This is a genomic window from Micromonospora mangrovicola, from assembly GCF_047200535.1.
GTDB lineage: Bacteria > Actinomycetota > Actinomycetes > Mycobacteriales > Micromonosporaceae > Micromonospora.
This window is the reverse complement of the sequence record NZ_JBJZOG010000042.1, coordinates 38,841-53,893: the sequence shown is the minus strand read 5'-3', so window position 1 is coordinate 53,893 and position 15,053 is coordinate 38,841. Positions and strand designations below refer to the sequence as shown.

At 75.0% G+C, this 15,053-nt stretch carries 13 protein-coding genes and 2 pseudogenes; 7 read left to right on the top strand and 8 right to left on the bottom strand.

What is annotated here, in order from left to right; translation table 11 throughout:
* The 6 genes and pseudogenes from ACL02O_RS18480 to ACL02O_RS18455 form a co-directional block, all read right to left on the bottom strand.
* Positions 1-469 (bottom strand): annotated as a pseudogene (locus ACL02O_RS18480) (phosphatidate cytidylyltransferase); the annotation flags it as partial.
* A 275-nt stretch (positions 470-744) separates the two neighbouring features.
* Positions 745-1,302, bottom strand: coding sequence for a ribosome recycling factor (frr, locus tag ACL02O_RS18475; RefSeq protein WP_148794906.1), 558 nt, complete (start codon positions 1,300-1,302; stop codon positions 745-747).
* 85 nt (positions 1,303-1,387) lie between these two features.
* Positions 1,388-2,155, bottom strand: a complete 768-nt coding sequence (gene pyrH / locus ACL02O_RS18470; RefSeq protein ID WP_412819330.1) for a UMP kinase — start codon at positions 2,153-2,155, stop codon at positions 1,388-1,390.
* 165 nt (positions 2,156-2,320) lie between these two features.
* Complete coding sequence (gene tsf / locus ACL02O_RS18465; RefSeq protein WP_412819329.1) at positions 2,321-3,148, bottom strand: translation elongation factor Ts; 828 nt, start codon at positions 3,146-3,148, stop codon at positions 2,321-2,323.
* A gap of 136 nt (positions 3,149-3,284) precedes the next feature.
* A complete protein-coding gene (gene rpsB / locus ACL02O_RS18460; RefSeq protein ID WP_412819328.1) occupies positions 3,285-4,112 on the bottom strand; it encodes a 30S ribosomal protein S2 in 828 nt (275 codons plus the stop codon).
* 376 nt (positions 4,113-4,488) lie between these two features.
* The gene (locus tag ACL02O_RS18455) at positions 4,489-5,376 is read right to left on the bottom strand and encodes a hypothetical protein (RefSeq protein ID WP_412819327.1); all 888 of its coding nucleotides are present in this window, start codon (positions 5,374-5,376) and stop codon (positions 4,489-4,491) included.
* Between the two features lie 420 nt (positions 5,377-5,796).
* Here ACL02O_RS18455 and ACL02O_RS18450 point away from each other — a divergent pair, with 420 nt between their 5' ends.
* From ACL02O_RS18450 to ACL02O_RS18440, 3 genes are read left to right on the top strand one after another with little or no spacing between them, the layout of a single operon-like run.
* Positions 5,797-6,156 carry a YraN family protein gene (locus ACL02O_RS18450; protein WP_412819326.1) on the top strand — a complete coding sequence of 120 codons (360 nt, stop codon included), beginning with the start codon at positions 5,797-5,799 and terminating at the stop codon, positions 6,154-6,156.
* Between the two features lie 2 nt (positions 6,157-6,158).
* Entirely contained in the window at positions 6,159-7,679 is a 1,521-nt protein-coding gene (locus ACL02O_RS18445) for a YifB family Mg chelatase-like AAA ATPase (RefSeq protein WP_412819325.1), read from the top strand.
* Positions 7,676-8,866 (top strand): DNA-processing protein DprA, encoded by a 1,191-nt coding sequence (locus ACL02O_RS18440; RefSeq protein ID WP_412819324.1) that lies wholly within the window; start codon positions 7,676-7,678, stop codon positions 8,864-8,866. The genes ACL02O_RS18445 and ACL02O_RS18440 overlap by 4 nt, the downstream gene beginning before the upstream one ends.
* Position 8,867: 1 nt before the next feature.
* Here ACL02O_RS18440 and ACL02O_RS18435 read toward each other — a convergent pair whose 3' ends face one another.
* Complete coding sequence (locus ACL02O_RS18435) at positions 8,868-9,209, bottom strand: hypothetical protein (RefSeq protein ID WP_412819332.1); 342 nt, start codon at positions 9,207-9,209, stop codon at positions 8,868-8,870.
* Between the two features lie 757 nt (positions 9,210-9,966).
* Here ACL02O_RS18435 and ACL02O_RS18430 point away from each other — a divergent pair.
* Together ACL02O_RS18430 and ACL02O_RS18425 are read left to right on the top strand one after the other, a co-directional pair.
* A complete protein-coding gene (locus ACL02O_RS18430) occupies positions 9,967-10,968 on the top strand; it encodes a tyrosine recombinase XerC (RefSeq protein WP_412819331.1) in 1,002 nt (333 codons plus the stop codon).
* 155 nt (positions 10,969-11,123) lie between these two features.
* Positions 11,124-12,305, top strand: a complete 1,182-nt coding sequence (locus ACL02O_RS18425; RefSeq protein WP_412819323.1) for an aminotransferase class V-fold PLP-dependent enzyme — start codon at positions 11,124-11,126, stop codon at positions 12,303-12,305.
* A 101-nt stretch (positions 12,306-12,406) separates the two neighbouring features.
* Here ACL02O_RS18425 and ACL02O_RS18420 read toward each other — a convergent pair.
* Positions 12,407-13,111: pseudogene (locus tag ACL02O_RS18420) on the bottom strand (M23 family metallopeptidase); the annotation flags it as partial.
* Positions 13,112-13,241: 130 nt separating this feature from the next.
* Here ACL02O_RS18420 and ACL02O_RS18415 point away from each other — a divergent pair.
* A complete protein-coding gene (locus ACL02O_RS18415) occupies positions 13,242-13,916 on the top strand; it encodes a methyltransferase domain-containing protein (RefSeq protein ID WP_412819322.1) in 675 nt (224 codons plus the stop codon).
* Entirely contained in the window at positions 13,913-15,019 is a 1,107-nt protein-coding gene (locus tag ACL02O_RS18410) for a sulfite oxidase (RefSeq protein ID WP_412819321.1), read from the top strand. Before ACL02O_RS18415 ends, ACL02O_RS18410 begins: the two co-directional genes overlap by 4 nt.
* The last annotated feature ends 34 nt before the right edge of the window (positions 15,020-15,053 follow it).

Genomic DNA, 15,053 nt, shown 5'->3' with positions numbered 1-15,053 from the left:
CCCGCTCGCGCGGGTCCGGCTCGCGCCCGCGCTCCCGGGGGTCGTAACCCCGCTCGCGCGGATCCGGGTCATAACCCCGACCCCGGGCATCGCGGCGGTCGAAGCCCTCGTCGCGAGGGTGGTCGTAGCCGTCGGGCGGTCCGCCGCGGCCGGGGAAGCCCCGCTCCGCGTCCCGGTGGCCGCGACCTCGGGGGCCCCGCTCGCCCTGCTGGCGCGGTTCATCGCGCCAGCCGCGTCCGGGGGGCGGTAGCTCGTCGTACGGACGACCGTCGCGCGGCCCGTCGTAGCCGTCAGCCGGCCGCCGGTACGGGCCGGCGGCGGTCTGGGGACGACCGTACGGTCCGGCGTACGCCTCGGAGCCGGCCGGCCGCCGCCCGGGCTCGAGTTCGTTCTCCGGCCAGGGCAGTGGACGCTCCGGGCGGTCCCAGCCGCGTGGCTCGGCGGTGCCGTAGGGGTCGGGGTGGGACATCACGCACCGAAGGACGATGCGAGTGCCACCACATGACGCAAGACCAAGACCATCCCCTACAGGCGCGACTGTTCCGGTTGACCGACCCGACGGCCGGCCGATCCCCGTCGTTCATCCGTTGGTGGTCGGGAATCGTGCCGAGCCTACTGCACCCGGGAACCCGCCACGGCGGACGATGGCCCCGCGGTACGACGACGGCACCGGGCCCGCCACCCCGACGGTTCCGGACCGGGGCGGCGGCACACCGTTGCCGTGGCGGGCGCACGACGGGCCGCTCAGACCTCGAGCAGCTCGTTCTCCTTGTGCTTGACCAGCTCGTCGACGGTGGCGACGAAGCGCTGGGTCAGGTCGTCCAGCTCCTTCTCGGCGCGGCGCCCCTCGTCCTCGCCGACCTCACCGTCCTTGACCAGGCGGTCCAGCTCTTCCTTGCCCTTGCGACGGATGTTGCGGACGGCGACCTTGGCCTCCTCGCCCTTGTGCCGGGCGACCTTGATCATCTCGCGGCGCCGCTCCTCGGTCATCTGCGGGAGCAGGATGCGCAGCTGGTTGCCCTCGTTGTTCGGGTTCACGCCGAGGTCGGAGTCGCGGATCGCCTTCTCCATGGCGCCCAGCTGCGAGTTGTCGTACGGCTTGATGATCACCATGCGCGGCTCGGGAACCGCGATGGAGGCCATCTGGGGCAGCGGGGTCGGGCTGCCGTAGTAGTCGATGACGATCCGGGAGAACATGGCGGCGTTGGCGCGACCGGTGCGGATCCCGCCGAACTCCTCCTTGGCGTGCTCGATGGCACGCTCCATCTTCTCCTCCGCCTCGAGGAGGGTGTCGTCGATCACCGGTCTCCTCGCCTCCTTCTGTCGCTCGTCGTGGGCTGTGCTGGTGCTGTGTGTCGGAGGACCGCTGTCGGCTCGGACGGGCCGTTCAGGCGGTGATCAGCGTGCCGATCTTCTCACCGCCGACGGCACGGACGATCGTGTCGTCGCCCTGGGCGCCGAAGACCAACATCGGCAGGCCGTTCTCCATGCAGAGGCTGAAGGCCGCGGCGTCGGCCACCCGCAGGTTGCGACGCAGCACCTCGGAGAAGGTGATCGAGTCGAGCTTGCTCGCCGTCGGATCGACCCGGGGATCGGCGGTGTACACGGCGTCCACGCCGTTCTTGCTCATCAGCACCACGTCGGCGCGGATCTCCAGCGCCCGCTGCGCCGCGACGGTGTCGGTGGAGAAGTACGGCATGCCGGCCCCCGCACCGAAGATGACCACGCGGCCCTTCTCCAGGTGCCGGATCGCCCGCAGCGGGATGTATGGCTCGGCGACCTGGGCCATGGTGATCGCGCTCTGCACCCGGGTCTCGATGCCCTCCTTCTCCAGGAAGTCCTGGAGGGCCAGGCAGTTCATCACCGTGCCGAGCATGCCCATGTAGTCGGCCCGGGCCCGGTCCATGCCGCGCTTCTGCAGCTCGGCACCGCGGAAGAAGTTGCCGCCGCCGACCACCACGGAGACCTGCACGCCGCGGCGGACCACGGTGGCGATCTGCCGGGCGATGGCCTGTACGACGTCCGGGTCGACGCCGATCGCGCCGCCGCCGAAGACCTCGCCGGAGAGCTTCAGCACCACCCGACGGGCCCGGCCGGGCGGTGGGGCGGTCGGATCCTCCACCGCCAGGCTCCGGTCACTCACAACCTGCGTCATCCGCCCCGCCCCTTCCGTCGCGCGCCCAGTGGGCGCCGCGTACCGCGTAACTGCCGTTGCCGACCCTATGTGACGAGGAGGCCGCGGTGCCTGTCACGTACACCGGCGGCCTCCTCGTCGACGTTTTCCCTGCGCCCGGACGCGTCATGCGCCCGGTGCGACGGCTCAGGCCTGGCCGACCTCGAACCGCAGGAAGCGGGTGACCTCGATGCCGGCCTCGGCCAGCACCTGCTTCACCGTCTTCTTGTTGTCGGCGACCGAGGCCTGCTCGACCAGCACGAAGTCCTTGAAGAAGGAGTTGACCCGGCCCTCGACGATCTTCGGCAGCGCCGCCTCGGGCTTGTTCTCCTCGCGGGCGGTCTGCTCGGCGATGCGCCGCTCCGACTCGACCACGTCGGCCGGGACCTCGTCGCGGCTCAGGTACTTCGGCCGCATCGCGGCGACCTGCATGGCCACGCCGCGGGCGTCGGCGTCCGCGGCCTCGTCGGTCTTGCCGGTGTACTGCACCAGCACACCGACGGCCGGCGGCAGGTCCTGGCTCTTGCGGTGCAGGTAGACCGCGGTGGCGCCGTCCAGCTTGGCGAAGCGGTTGAGCACCAGCTTCTCGCCGATCTTGGCGGACTGCTCCTGGATCAGGTCGGCCACCGGCTTGCCGTCGATGGTGCTGGCCAGCAGCTCCTCGGCGTTGGTCGCGCCGCTGTTCTCGCCGTGCTCGACCAGCTGCTGGGCCAGGGCGATGAAAGCGTCGTTCTTGGCGACGAAGTCGGTCTCGCAGTTGAGCTCCAGCAGCGACTTGCCGGAGTGCGCGATCAGGCCGTTCGCGGCGGTGCGGCCGGCCCGCTTGCCGACGTCCTTGGCACCCTTGACGCGCAGGATCTCGATGGCCTTGTCGAAGTCGCCCTCGGCCTCGGTCAGCGCCTTCTTGGAGTCCATCATGCCGGCGCCGGTGAGGTCGCGGAGCTTCTTGACGTCCGCGGCGGTGAAGTTGGACATGACTCTCTCTTCGGTGTTTGAGACTGCGGTGGGATGGTCTGACTGCCGGTTACCCGGATCCGGGCCGGTCGTGCCCGGCGTACCCGTCGCGTCCCCACCGGCCGGGAAATCGGACGATGGGGACGCGACGGCGCGATCACTCCGCGGCGGTGGTCGCCGGCTGCTCGTCGCCCTTCTTCGGCTCCTCGAGCAGCTCGCGCTCCCACTCGGCCAGCGGCTCGTCGGTGCCGACCTGGCCCGGCTCGGGCTTCTCGTCGGTACCGCGACCGCGGCCGGAGCGGGCGATCAGACCGTCGGCGACGGCGGCGGCGACGACCTTGGTCAGCAGCTCGGCCGAGCGGATGGCGTCGTCGTTGCCCGGGATCGGGAAGTCGACCTCGTCCGGGTCGCAGTTCGTGTCGAGCACGGCGATCACCGGGATGCCCAGCTTGCGGGCCTCGTCGACGGCGATGTGCTCCTTCTTGGTGTCGACCACCCAGACCGCGGCCGGCAGCTTCTGCATGTCGCGCAGACCGCCGAGGGTCTTGGTCAGCTTCTCCTTCTCACGGGAGAGCTGCAGGGTCTCCTTCTTGGTGTAACCGGCGGCGGTGCCGCTCAGGTCGCCCAGGGCCTCCAGCTCCTTCATCCGCTGGAGCCGCTTGTACACCGTCTGGAAGTTGGTCAGCATGCCGCCGAGCCAGCGGTGGTTCACGTACGGCTGGCCGACCCGGGTCGCCTGCTCGGCGATGGCCTCCTGGGCCTGCTTCTTGGTACCGACGAAGAGGATGCTGCCACCCCCGGCGACGGTGCTGCGCACGAAACCGTACGCCTTCTCGATGTAGTCGAGGGTCTGGCGCAGGTCGATGATGTAGATACCGTTGCGCTCGGTGAAGATGAAGCGCTTCATCTTCGGGTTCCAGCGCCGGGTCTGGTGCCCGAAGTGGACACCGCTCTCCAGCAGCTGACGCATGGTCACGACGGCCATGGTGGTACTCCTAGTTCCCTGGTTGTCCCGTCCGGCCGGCGGCCGGACGCCTGGCGCCCGGTCGTCGGCCATGGTGGGCCCGATCAAGATCGGGACCAGGGGGGCCGTCGCCCCACGAGAGGTCCGTGGAGAGGGCACGCGAGGTCGACCGCGCGGGGCGGTCGCCAGTCGACCAGTGTACGCCCCTTCGCCGCGCCCCGGTCCCGGGGTGCGGGAACATCCCTTTCCGGGGCACCCCGGGATGATCGGGCCAGGGGCGCGCGGGCCACAGGTTCATGATCTACACGATCTGCGGTAGCTGGGGGCATCCGGCACCTACCGGCACCCCCGAACTCCGCAACCCGAGTGGATCATCGGGTCCCCGCGTCCGGGCGGGTCAGCGGGCGGCGAGCGCGGCGGCGACGAAGAGCACCAGGCCGACGGTCAGGTACGCCGTCGGGGGCCGCAGCCAGCCCCGGCTGCCGTCGGCGAGGGCCAGCCCGCCGGTGCGCAGCCCGTACAGTCCGGCGCCGAAGATCGGCAGCCCGACCACCAGGAACGTGCCCACCACGACGTGCGACGCGGAGACCGGGTTCCCCGTGAGTCCGTGCGCCAGCACCCGCAGCGCCGGGATCTCCAGGATCAGCACCGCCACCGCGATCAGCACCGCGAGGGCGGGCCGGCGGGTCCGGTAGACCCCGTCCCCGGGCGGCGGGGCGTCCAGCCGGGGCGCCACCGACGGCATCGGGCCGGTCGGCATCTCCAGCGGGTGCGGCACGGCCCCCGGGTCGGCCGGCCGCTCCCCCCCGGTCAGCGGTGTGGACCCGCCGAGCACCGGGCGGTCGCCGACCGCGGTCGCCGCCGGGGCGAGGGGCGGCTCGGCGGGACGGCCCGGCTCGACGATCGGGTAGCCGCCCAGCGGGCCGGACCGCAGCGGGTCGCCGCCGACGTCCCGCGCCGCTCCGGCGTGCGGATCGGCGGCCTCGCGGGCCGCCCGCCGGCCACCACGCTCGCCCGGCAGTTCACCAGAGATCTCCGCGGGGTCGTCCGGCCGGCGCGACCGCCAGCCGTCACCCTCGTCGCCCAGCGGGTCGGCGGCGCCGAACCGCCCGGTGTCGCCGTACCGGCTCTCGCCGGCGCCGCGCTGCTCGGGGGCGCGGAAGTCGTCGTCGCGGTACCGCGATTCCCCGGCCGCACGCCAGTCCGGTTCGGCGTACCCGTGGTCGCCCCAACGCGACCCCTGCTGATCATCGGGAAAGCTCCGTCGTCCGTCCACGACCGGCACGCTATGCGACCGGGCCCACCCGCGCCATCCAGGCCCCTGACCCCGTCGACGCTGGTCAATGCCGTACGCCGCGGCGACCGGGAGGCGCCGGGGGACTGCCGTGCGGCCGGCCAGGCAGCCGTGTCCCGTCGATCATGCCGGCGCGGGGCGCAGGCCGGACGGCGGCGACGGCCCGCCGCCGCCCGAGCCGGCCCCCGCCGGCACGGCGGAGGTTCGTCCGGACACCGGTGCGGCATCGGGGCGGACCGACGACGACGCCGGTCGTCGTCCGAACCCACCCGCGGCCCGGACAATGGTCGGCGGGGCAGCGCCTAGCACAGCGACCTCATGATCGTCCGCCGGTCCACAGCCGGCCCCGTCGTCCACAGGACGCGGGTCGGGGGCGGTGGCCCCGGCCCGGCGGCGCGCACCGTGACCGGCATGACGAATCGGAACCAGGCCGTCGGCGCGTACGGAGAGCGGTGCGCGGTCCGGCACCTGATCGAGACGGGGCTGCGGCCGGTCGCCCGGAACTGGCGCTGCCCCGCCGGGGAGATCGACATCATCGCCTGGGAGGGCGAGGTGCTCGCCTTCTGCGAGGTGAAGACCCGCCGGACGGACGAGTTCGGCATCCCGGCCGAGGCGGTCGTGCCAGCGAAGGCCCGCCGGCTGCGCGGCCTCGCCGCGCGCTGGCTGGCCGAGACCGGCACCACCGCCGAGGAGGTCCGCTTCGACGTGCTCTCCGTCCGGCTCCCCGCCGCCGGTCCGGCCCGGGTGGAACACCTGAAGGGCGCGTTCTGACCATGAGCTACGCGAAGGTGCTCTGCGTCGGTCTGGTCGGGATGACCGGTCACGTGGTGGAGGTGGAGGCGGACCTCGCCGCCGGACTGCCGGGCGTGGTCATCTCCGGACTGCCCGACACCGCCCTGCACGAGGCCCGGGACCGGGTCCGCGCCGCCATCGTGAACTCCGGCCAGAAGTGGCCCAACCGGCGGATCACCCTCAACCTGCTCCCAGCCACCCTGCCCAAGTACGGCTCGGCGTTCGACCTGGCCATCGCGGCGGCGGTGCTCGGCGGCTCGGGTGAGCTGCCGCTGCTGCCGCTGGACCGCACGGTGATCCTCGGCGAGCTCGGCCTCGACGGCACCGTCCGGCCGGTACGGGGGGTGCTGCCGATGGTCGCCGCCGCGGCGGGCGCCGGGCTGGACCGGGTGGTGGTGCCGGTCGGCAACGCCGCCGAGGCGGCGGTGATCCCCGGCGTGCGGGTCCGCGCGGTCGACACCCTGCACCGGCTGGTCGCGTTCGTCCGCGACGGCACCCCGCTGCTGCCCCCGCCAGGTGTCGAGCCGGCCGCCGCCGCAGACGGGCCGGACCTGGCCGACGTGGCCGGGCAGCGGCTGGGCCGCCGGGCCCTGGAGGTGGCCGCGGCTGGCGGACACCACCTGGCCCTGCTCGGCCCGCCGGGCGCCGGCAAGACCATGCTGGCCGAACGGCTCCCGTCGGTCCTGCCCGAGTTGGACGACGACGCCGCCCTGGAGGTCACCGCGTTGCACTCCATCGCCGGCCTGCTCCCGCCCGGCGGGCGGCTGCTGCGCCGCCCCCCGTTCCAGGCGCCGCACCACACCGCGACGGTGCCGTCGCTGGTCGGCGGCGGTTCCGGCCTGGCCCGCCCGGGGGCGGTGTCGCTGGCCCACCGTGGGGTGCTCTTCCTCGACGAGGCGCCCGAGTTCAGCAAGGCGTCGCTGGAGGCGCTGCGCCAGCCGCTGGAGAGCGGCCGGGCACGGGTCGCCCGGAGCCGGGGCGCCACCGAGTACCCGGCGCGCACCCAACTGGTGCTGGCCGCCAACCCCTGCCCGTGCGCGAAACCGTCGGGGGACGCCGACTGCGAGTGCACGCCCCTGGCCCGGCGGCGCTACCTGGGCCGGCTCTCCGGGCCGCTGCTGGACCGCGTCGATCTGCAGGTGCGGCTGCTGCCCGTACGCGCCGCGGAGCTGCTCGAGACGGGCGCGCCGAGTGAGTCGTCCCGGACCGTCGCCACCCGGGTCGCCGCCGCGCGCCGCGCCGCCGCCGCACGGTGGGCGGACACCAGACACCGGGTGAACGCGGACATCCCCGGCCCGTACCTGCGCCGGCCACCCTGGCGGCTGCCCGGTCGGGACACCCGGGAGCTGCGCAGGCGACTCGACTCCGGGTCGCTGTCGGCGCGGGGCTTCGACCGGGTGGTCCGGCTCGCCTGGACCATCGCCGACCTCGACGGGCGGGACCGCCCGGACGGCGGGGACATCGCCGAGGCCGTCCAGTTGCGGATGGGAGAGGGCTCATGACCGCCACAGAGGACGTGCGGCTGGCCCGGGTCGCGCTGACCTGGCTCGCCGAGCCGGGCACCCGGGCGGTGCACCGGCTGGTCGAGGAGGTCGGTCCGGTCGCCGCGCTGGACCTGCTCCTCGACGGCGGCGGGGCGGACCGGCCGATGCGGGCAGCGGTCGCGGCCCGGTCCGCCGGCGAGGACGCCCGGGCGGTGGCCGAGCAGGCCCTGGCCCGGACCGAACGGCTCGGGGCGCGGCTGGTCACCCCCGAGGACGACGAGTGGCCCGCCCGGGTCGCGGACCTGCACCGGCTGCGGCTGGCCGGGGCCGACCGCAAGGTCGACCTGGAGACAGCCCCGCCACTCTGCTTCTGGGCCCGCGGGCCCTGGCCGCTGGCGCAGGCGTTCGACCGGTCCGTGGCGGTGGTCGGTGCCCGGGCGGCCACGCCGTACGGCACGCACGTCGCCACCGAGCTGGGCTACGGGCTGGCGGACCGGGACTGGACCGTGGTCTCCGGCGGGGCCTTCGGCATCGACTCCGCCGCGCACCGGGGCGCGCTGACCGCGGGCGGTCTCACCGTCGCGGTGCTGGCCTGCGGAGTGGACCGCCCCTACCCGGCGGGCAACACGGCGCTGTTCGACCGGATCGCGGAGACCGGCCTGCTGGTCAGCGAGTGGATGCCGGGCGCCGAGCCGCTGCGGCCCCGGTTCCTCATCCGCAACCGGGTCATCGCCGCCGCGACCCTGGGCACCGTGCTGGTGGAGGCGGCGGCCCGCAGCGGCGCCATGCAGACCCTGAACCGGGCGATCGGGGTGCACCGACCGGGAATGGTGGTGCCCGGCCCGGTCACCTCCGCCATGTCGGTGGGCGCGCACGAGCTGCTGCGCGAGCAGCCCGGGGCCCGGCTGGTCACCGGCGTCGCCCACGTGCTGGAGGAGGTGGGACGGGTGGGTCACGACCTCGCCCCGCCGGCCCGGGCACCGGAACGCCCGCGCGACCGGCTCGACGACGAGGCGAGCCAGGTGCTGGAGGTGCTGCCCCGGCGCAAGGCACTCGCCCTGGAGAGCGTCGCCGCACGCGCCGGGGTGGCCCTGCGCACCGCCATGCGGAAACTGTCCATGCTGGAGGAGCTCGGCCTCGTGATCCGTCGTGACGACGGCTACGCCCTGGCCCCGGCCGCGGCCCGGACGAGCCCGCGAACCTGAGTCAGTCGGCCTCGAAGCGGATCTCGACGTCCCGGGTGTCCAGGCAGCGCCGGACGAGCAGCGCCAGCCGCCGGATGTGCTCGACCTCCGCCGGCGCCCGGGCGACCTCCGCGAGGCAGCGCAACTCGGCGAGCAACTGCGGAGCGGAACCGGCGTCCACCAGCAGTTCGCCGAGCGGGTCGAGGCGGTCCAGCAGCGGCGTCCGTCCGCCGCCGCGGACCCGCTTGAGCAGGTCCAGCAGCACGTCGTCGGGATCCGCCACCACCTGGGAGGCGACGTACGACGGTCGGCGATGGGCAGGTCCGGCGCGCACCAGCCGGTAGAGGACGGCATCCACACCCACGTCCGATTCTCCTCCTCCCGTGGGCGCCGCGTCCCTGGGGCGGCGGCGCCTGTTCCGTCCGACTCGCGAGTCACCCTTCCGCGCCGCCGTCCGGGGGGACATACCTCCTCGGCCGCCACCCGGCCACTCCCACAGGTCGGAAGGCAGCTGTCCCGGCAGCGCCGGCGGCCGGGGGTCGTTCCGCCCGGCGCGGCCGCCACCGCCCTCTTCGTGTGAACAGTTTCCCCTGTGCAGCCCCGGTTCAGCCACCCCGCACGGCGTGCCGATCCGCGGCCGGGGGCGCGTGGCGTGCCCCGGGCGGCCGGGCGGACGCGACCGGATGCCGGCACGGCCCGTATGGCGGGACGCGCCCCGGCGCCCAGGGACACCGGCGCAGGTGGTCGCGACGCCCGCGGGCGCGCCCGAGGTTCCGGCACGACAGCACCACGAGCCGGCGATTTCCTCGACCGGCAACCGCGGCGAGCGGACACCGGCCATGGTGACCGGCCGAATCGGCACCCTCGCCGTACGCTGGGCCGGTGTCCGCCGACCGCAGCCTCCGCCCAGGCACCCGCCGGTGCCGCCGGCGGACCGGCCACTGCCATCCGCAGTGGCTCCGGGTCGACCTCGGCTCCACGGCAGCCGTCAGCCACCGGTTCCGTGAGCCCCGCGGGAACGTACGGGCGGCGGCCCGGCGGGACCGGCCGGAGCCGGTCAGCAGCGACCGGAGGTGCCGGTGAGCGGCACCCGGGCGGCCCACGCGGGGCTGCCCCCGGCGATGCGGGACGCGGTGGACGACTTCGCCGACCACCTGGCCCGGGTCCGTAACCGCTCGGCGCACACCGTACGGGCCTACGTCACCGATCTGGTCTCACTGCTCGACCACGCCGTACGGATGGGCTGCGCCGACCTGTCGGAGCTGGACCTGACGGTGCTACGGAGCTGGTTGGCGAAACAGCGGACGATGGGCGCGGCCCGGACATCGCTGGCCCGCCGGGCCGCCTCGGCGCGGACGTTCAGCGCCTGGGCGCACCGGACGGGCCTGCTCGCCACCGACGTGGCCGCCGCCCTGGCCAGTCCCCGGGCCCACCGGGAGCTGCCCACCGTCCTGCGGACCGACCAGGCCGCCGCGCTGATGGACGCCCCACGCCGCCCCGCGGGCCGGGCGTCGGACCGGCAACGGAACGGCCCGCCGGGCGGGGCCCCGGGCGCGGCGCACGACCCGGGGCCGGAACCCGCCGCGGGCAACGGATCGCGCGGCACGGCGGGCGACGAGGCTGTGCTGCTGCGCGACCGGCTGCTGCTCGAACTGCTCTACGGGACCGGGGTACGCATCAGCGAGGTCTGCGGTCTGGACCTCACCGACGTCGACCACGCCCGCCGGGTGGTACGCGTGCTCGGCAAGGGCGGTCGGGAGCGGGCCGTGCCGTACGGGGTGCCTGCGCAGCACGCGCTGGACGTGTGGCTCGACCGGGGCCGCCCGGCCCTGGCCGGCCCCGGCTCGGGATCGGCGCTGCTGCTCGGGGCGCGGGGTGGGCGACTCAACCCGACCACCGCCCGCCGGCTCGTCGCCGGGTACGCCGAAGCCGCCGGACTGCCCCGGACGACGCCGCACGGGCTGCGGCACTCGGCCGCCACCCACCTGTTGGAGGGCGGCGCGGACCTGCGGGCCGTGCAGGAGCTGCTCGGCCACTCCTCACTGGCCAGCACCCAGATCTACACCCACGTGTCCGTGGAACGGCTGCGCGCGGCGTACCGGCAGGCGCATCCACGGGCCTGACCGGCCGCGCCGGCCGTCCGGGACCGCCGACGCCGGCGACCCGGCGGCACCATCGCCGGTCAGCACGTCGGCGGGTCGGCACGGGCGACCGAGGGCCGGCCGGGCGAGGCGGCTGAACGCCGAGTTGATGATCCACGACGGGCTACGATCGGCGGATGACGGTCCCGCAGCCGCCCGAGCCGATCCCCGGGGCTCGGCTGCTCTTCTCCCTCGACCCGTCGGTCAGCCACCTCAACCACGGATCGTTCGGCGCGGTGCCGATCGGCGTGCAGCGTGCCCAGCAGCGGCTGCGCGACGAGATGGAGGCGAACCCGCTCCGCTTCTTCACCCAGGGCCTCGTCGACCGGATCACTCACACCCGGCGGCATCTGGCCGGATTCCTGGGGGCGGACCCGGACGGCACGGCGCTGGTGGGCAACGCCACCACGGGCGTGGCGGTGGTGCTCCAGTCCCTCGGCCTGCGCCCGGGTGACGAGGTGCTGACCACCGACCACGGGTACGGGGCGGTCGCCTTCTCCGTGGCGCGGGAGTGCCGACGGACCGGGGCGGCGTCCCGGACCCTGCCGGTGCCGTTGGCCGCCAGCGCCGAGGAGGTCGTCGAGATCGTCCGGGCCGGGCTGCGGCCGGGGCGTACCAAGCTGCTGATCGTCGACCAGCTCACCTCGCCCACCGCCAAGCTCCTCCCGACCGCCGCGATCGTCGGCGTGGCCCGGGAGCACGGGGTGCCGGTGCTGGTCGACGCGGCGCACGCCCCGGGCATGCTGCCGATCACGGTGGCCTCGATCGGCGCCGACTTCTGGGTCGGCAACCTGCACAAGTGGGCGTACGCGCCCCGGGGCACCGCGGCGCTGGTGGTCGCCGAACCGTGGCGGGAGCGGATCCAGCCGCTGGTGGTCTCCTGGGAGCAGGAGACTGGCTTCCCGACCCGGGTCGAGTGGCAGGCGACGCTGGACTACACCGCCTGGCTGGCCGCCCCGGTGGGGTTGTTCACCCTGCGCAGCCTCGGACTGGACCGGGTCCGGGCGCACAACGCGGCGCTGGCCGCGTACGGGCAGCGGGTGGTCGGGGACGCCCTCGGGGTGGCGCCGGCCGACCTGCCGGAGCCCGACGGGCCGACGGTCGCCATGCGGCTCGTTCCGCTGCCTCCCGGCGTCGGCACCACCATCGACGCGGCCAGGGCGCTGCGTGCCCGGATCGCGGAGCAGTTCGCCGCCGAGGTGTCGGTGGCGGGCTGGAACGGCCGGGGCTGGCTGCGCCTGTGCGGCCAGGTCTACAACACCCCTGACGAGTACGACCGGCTGGCGGTCCACCTCTCCGCGCTGCTCGCCCAGGGCTGAACCGGGGCGGCACCCTCGCCGGGTGGCTGTACCGCCGGGCGGCGGCCGGGCGGCGCCCCGGTGGGGACGCGGGGCGGGTCGGCCGGGGTGGGAGCGGCCGGTTCGAGTGGGAGCAGCCGGACCGGGCCGAGGCCGAGCAGGGCGAGCGGGTCGAGATACTCCTCGCCCCGGCGCAGCCCCCAGTGCAGGCACGCCTCGGCCGGACAACCGGGATGGCCGGCGAGCAGGGTGCCGATCGGCGTGCCGACCTCCACCCGGGCGCCGGCCGACAGGCCGGGGCGTACCGGTTCGTAGGTGGTCCGCAGTCCGCCGGGGTGCCCGACGGTGACCACCGGACGCCCGGCGACCGGACCGGCGAAGAGGACGACGCCGGCACCGGCGGCACGGACCGCGCCCCCTGTGGGGCCCGCGAGGTCCACTCCGCGATGGCCGGGCAGCCACGGTTGCGGCGGCGGATCGAAGCGGCGCACGGGTCGGGGCCGGCCGGCCAGCGGCCAGTCGAACCCGGAGGCGGGGCCACCGGCGGCCGGCGCGCCGGAGGCCGGCGACGCACCCGGCCCACCGGTGCCCGGCGCCCCCGCGGCCGGCGAGGCATCCGGGCCGCGGACGCCCGGCCGCCGGAAGTCGGGCAGGTCGGCGACCGGATGTGACGCGCCGGCCGGCCCGCCGACCGGGCCGCGCCGCACCACTGCCCGCGACGCGGGTTCGCCCGACCCGGCGCCGGCCGCCGCAGGGCCGACGGCCGGCGGAGCGACGAGCAGCAGCAGGCAGAGAGCCGGGACCGCCCGGCGCAGCAGCTTCCGCATGCCCGCACCCTGCCCCGCACCAACCACTCCCGGCCAGCACCGCTGACGGCCACTGTGGACAGCAGACCGACGGTGGACGACCTGCGCGTAACGGGCTGATCTTGGTATGCACCGCGCCTATGCTGGCCGCGTGACGAAGGACTGGTACGCCTGGCACGCCGACTACGACCAGCCGGACTCGGCGCTGTCCCGGCGGCTGGCCGAGCTGCGGCACCGGATCCGGGAGGCCCTGGATCAGGCGCCGCCCGGTCCGCTCCGGGCGATCAGTCTCTGCGCCGGCCAGGGGCACGACCTGATTCCGGTGCTCGCCGACCACCCGCGGCGCGACGACGTGACGGCCCGCCTGGTCGAATTGGATCCGCGCAACGCGGAGGTCGCCCGGCGGGCCGCCGCCGAGGCCGGGCTGCCCCGGGTGGAGGTGGTGGTCGGGGACGCCGCGCGCACCGACCGGTACGCCGACCTGGCCCCGGCGGACCTCGTGCTGGCCTGCGGCGTCTTCGGCAACATCCCCGACGCGGACATCCGGAACACGGTCCGGCACTGCGCCGCCCTCTGCGCCACCGGCGGCACGGTCTTCTGGACCCGGCACCGCCGCGAGCCGGACCTGGTGCCCACCATCTGCGCCTGGTTCGCCGAGGAGGGCTTCACACCGGTCGCGGTGGGCAGTCCCGCCGACGGGGTGGGCGTGGGCGTGCACCGGTTCACCGGTACGCCGCGGCCGCTGGAGACCGGTGTGACCATGTTCGAGTTCGTCGGTTACGACCGGCTGGAATCACCCCTGACCGGCCCGAGGGAGCAGCTATGACCACTGTGGACGACATCAGCCGGCCCTCCCGGGTCGCCGGGCCCGGCGAGGCGATCAGCGCCGAGGAACTCGCGCTCGCCGCGCGCAACCACGGCATCCCCCTGGAGGCGCTGCGCTACGACGTGACCCCGGCCGGCCTGCACTATCTGCTCATCCACTACGACATCCCGGACGTCGACCCGGCGACGCACGCGCTGACCGTGGACGGGGCGGTACGGCAGCCGCTGCGGCTGGACCTGGCCGCGCTCCGGGAGCTGCCCCGGGTCACCCACCGGGTGACCCTCGAATGCGCCGGCAACGGGCGGGCGCTGCTGCAGCCGCGCCCGGTCAGCCAGCCGTGGCTGGTGGAGGCGGTGGGCAACGCCGAGTGGACGGGCACCCCGCTGGCGCCGCTACTGCGCGAGGCCGGGCTTCCCGTGGACGCGGTGGACGTGGTCTTCACCGGCGCCGACCACGGGGTGGAGCGCGGCGTCGAGCAGGACTACCAGCGGGCCCTGCCGGTCGCGGACGCGCTGCGTGCGGAGGTGCTGCTCGCGTACGAGATGAACGGGGCTCCGCTGCTGCCGCAGCACGGCGCCCCGCTCCGGCTGATCGTGCCCGGCTGGTACGGCATGGCGCACGTGAAGTGGCTCCGGAACGTCCGGGTGCTCACCGAACCGTTCGACGGCTACCAGAACGCGGTGGCGTACCGGCTGCGGCGCGACGCCGACGACCCGGGCGTGCCGGTGACCCGGATCGAGCCCCGCGCCCTGGTGCGCCCGCCGGGGTTCCCGGACTTCATGTCGCGTACGCGGGTGCTGCGGCCGGGGCCGGGCACGGTGGACGGTCGGGCCTGGTCCGGCCACGCGCCGGTGACGGCGGTGGAGGTGACCTTCGACGGCGGTACGAGCTGGACGCCGGCGAGCCTGGCGGAGCCGACCGGGGGTGAGTGGGCATGGCGGCGCTGGCACCTCGAGTGGCACCCGACGCCGGGGCGGTACGTGCTGGGGGCGCGGGCCACCGACGCCTCGGGACGCACGCAGCCGGTCGAGCAGCCGTGGAACCGGGGCGGGTTCGCCAACAACCTGGTGCAGCGGGTCGAGGTGGTGGTGCTGGCGGAGTGATCCGCCGCCGGCGCCGGGACGCGGAGCCGTCCCG

Excerpts from the sequence above, each read along its gene's own strand:
- pyrH (WP_412819330.1), bottom strand. The coding sequence starts at position 2,155 with ATGACGCAGGTTGTGAGTGACCGGAGCCTGGCGGTGGAGGATCCGACC.
- tsf (WP_412819329.1), bottom strand. The coding sequence starts at position 3,148 with ATGTCCAACTTCACCGCCGCGGACGTCAAGAAGCTCCGCGACCTCACC.
- rpsB (WP_412819328.1), bottom strand. The coding sequence starts at position 4,112 with ATGGCCGTCGTGACCATGCGTCAGCTGCTGGAGAGCGGTGTCCACTTC.
- ACL02O_RS18450 (WP_412819326.1), top strand. The coding sequence starts at position 5,797 with ATGACGAATCGGAACCAGGCCGTCGGCGCGTACGGAGAGCGGTGCGCG.
- ACL02O_RS18445 (WP_412819325.1), top strand. The coding sequence starts at position 6,159 with ATGAGCTACGCGAAGGTGCTCTGCGTCGGTCTGGTCGGGATGACCGGT.
- ACL02O_RS18440 (WP_412819324.1), top strand. The coding sequence starts at position 7,676 with ATGACCGCCACAGAGGACGTGCGGCTGGCCCGGGTCGCGCTGACCTGG.
- ACL02O_RS18430 (WP_412819331.1), top strand. The coding sequence starts at position 9,967 with ATGCGGGACGCGGTGGACGACTTCGCCGACCACCTGGCCCGGGTCCGT.
- ACL02O_RS18425 (WP_412819323.1), top strand. The coding sequence starts at position 11,124 with ATGACGGTCCCGCAGCCGCCCGAGCCGATCCCCGGGGCTCGGCTGCTC.
- ACL02O_RS18410 (WP_412819321.1), top strand. The coding sequence starts at position 13,913 with ATGACCACTGTGGACGACATCAGCCGGCCCTCCCGGGTCGCCGGGCCC.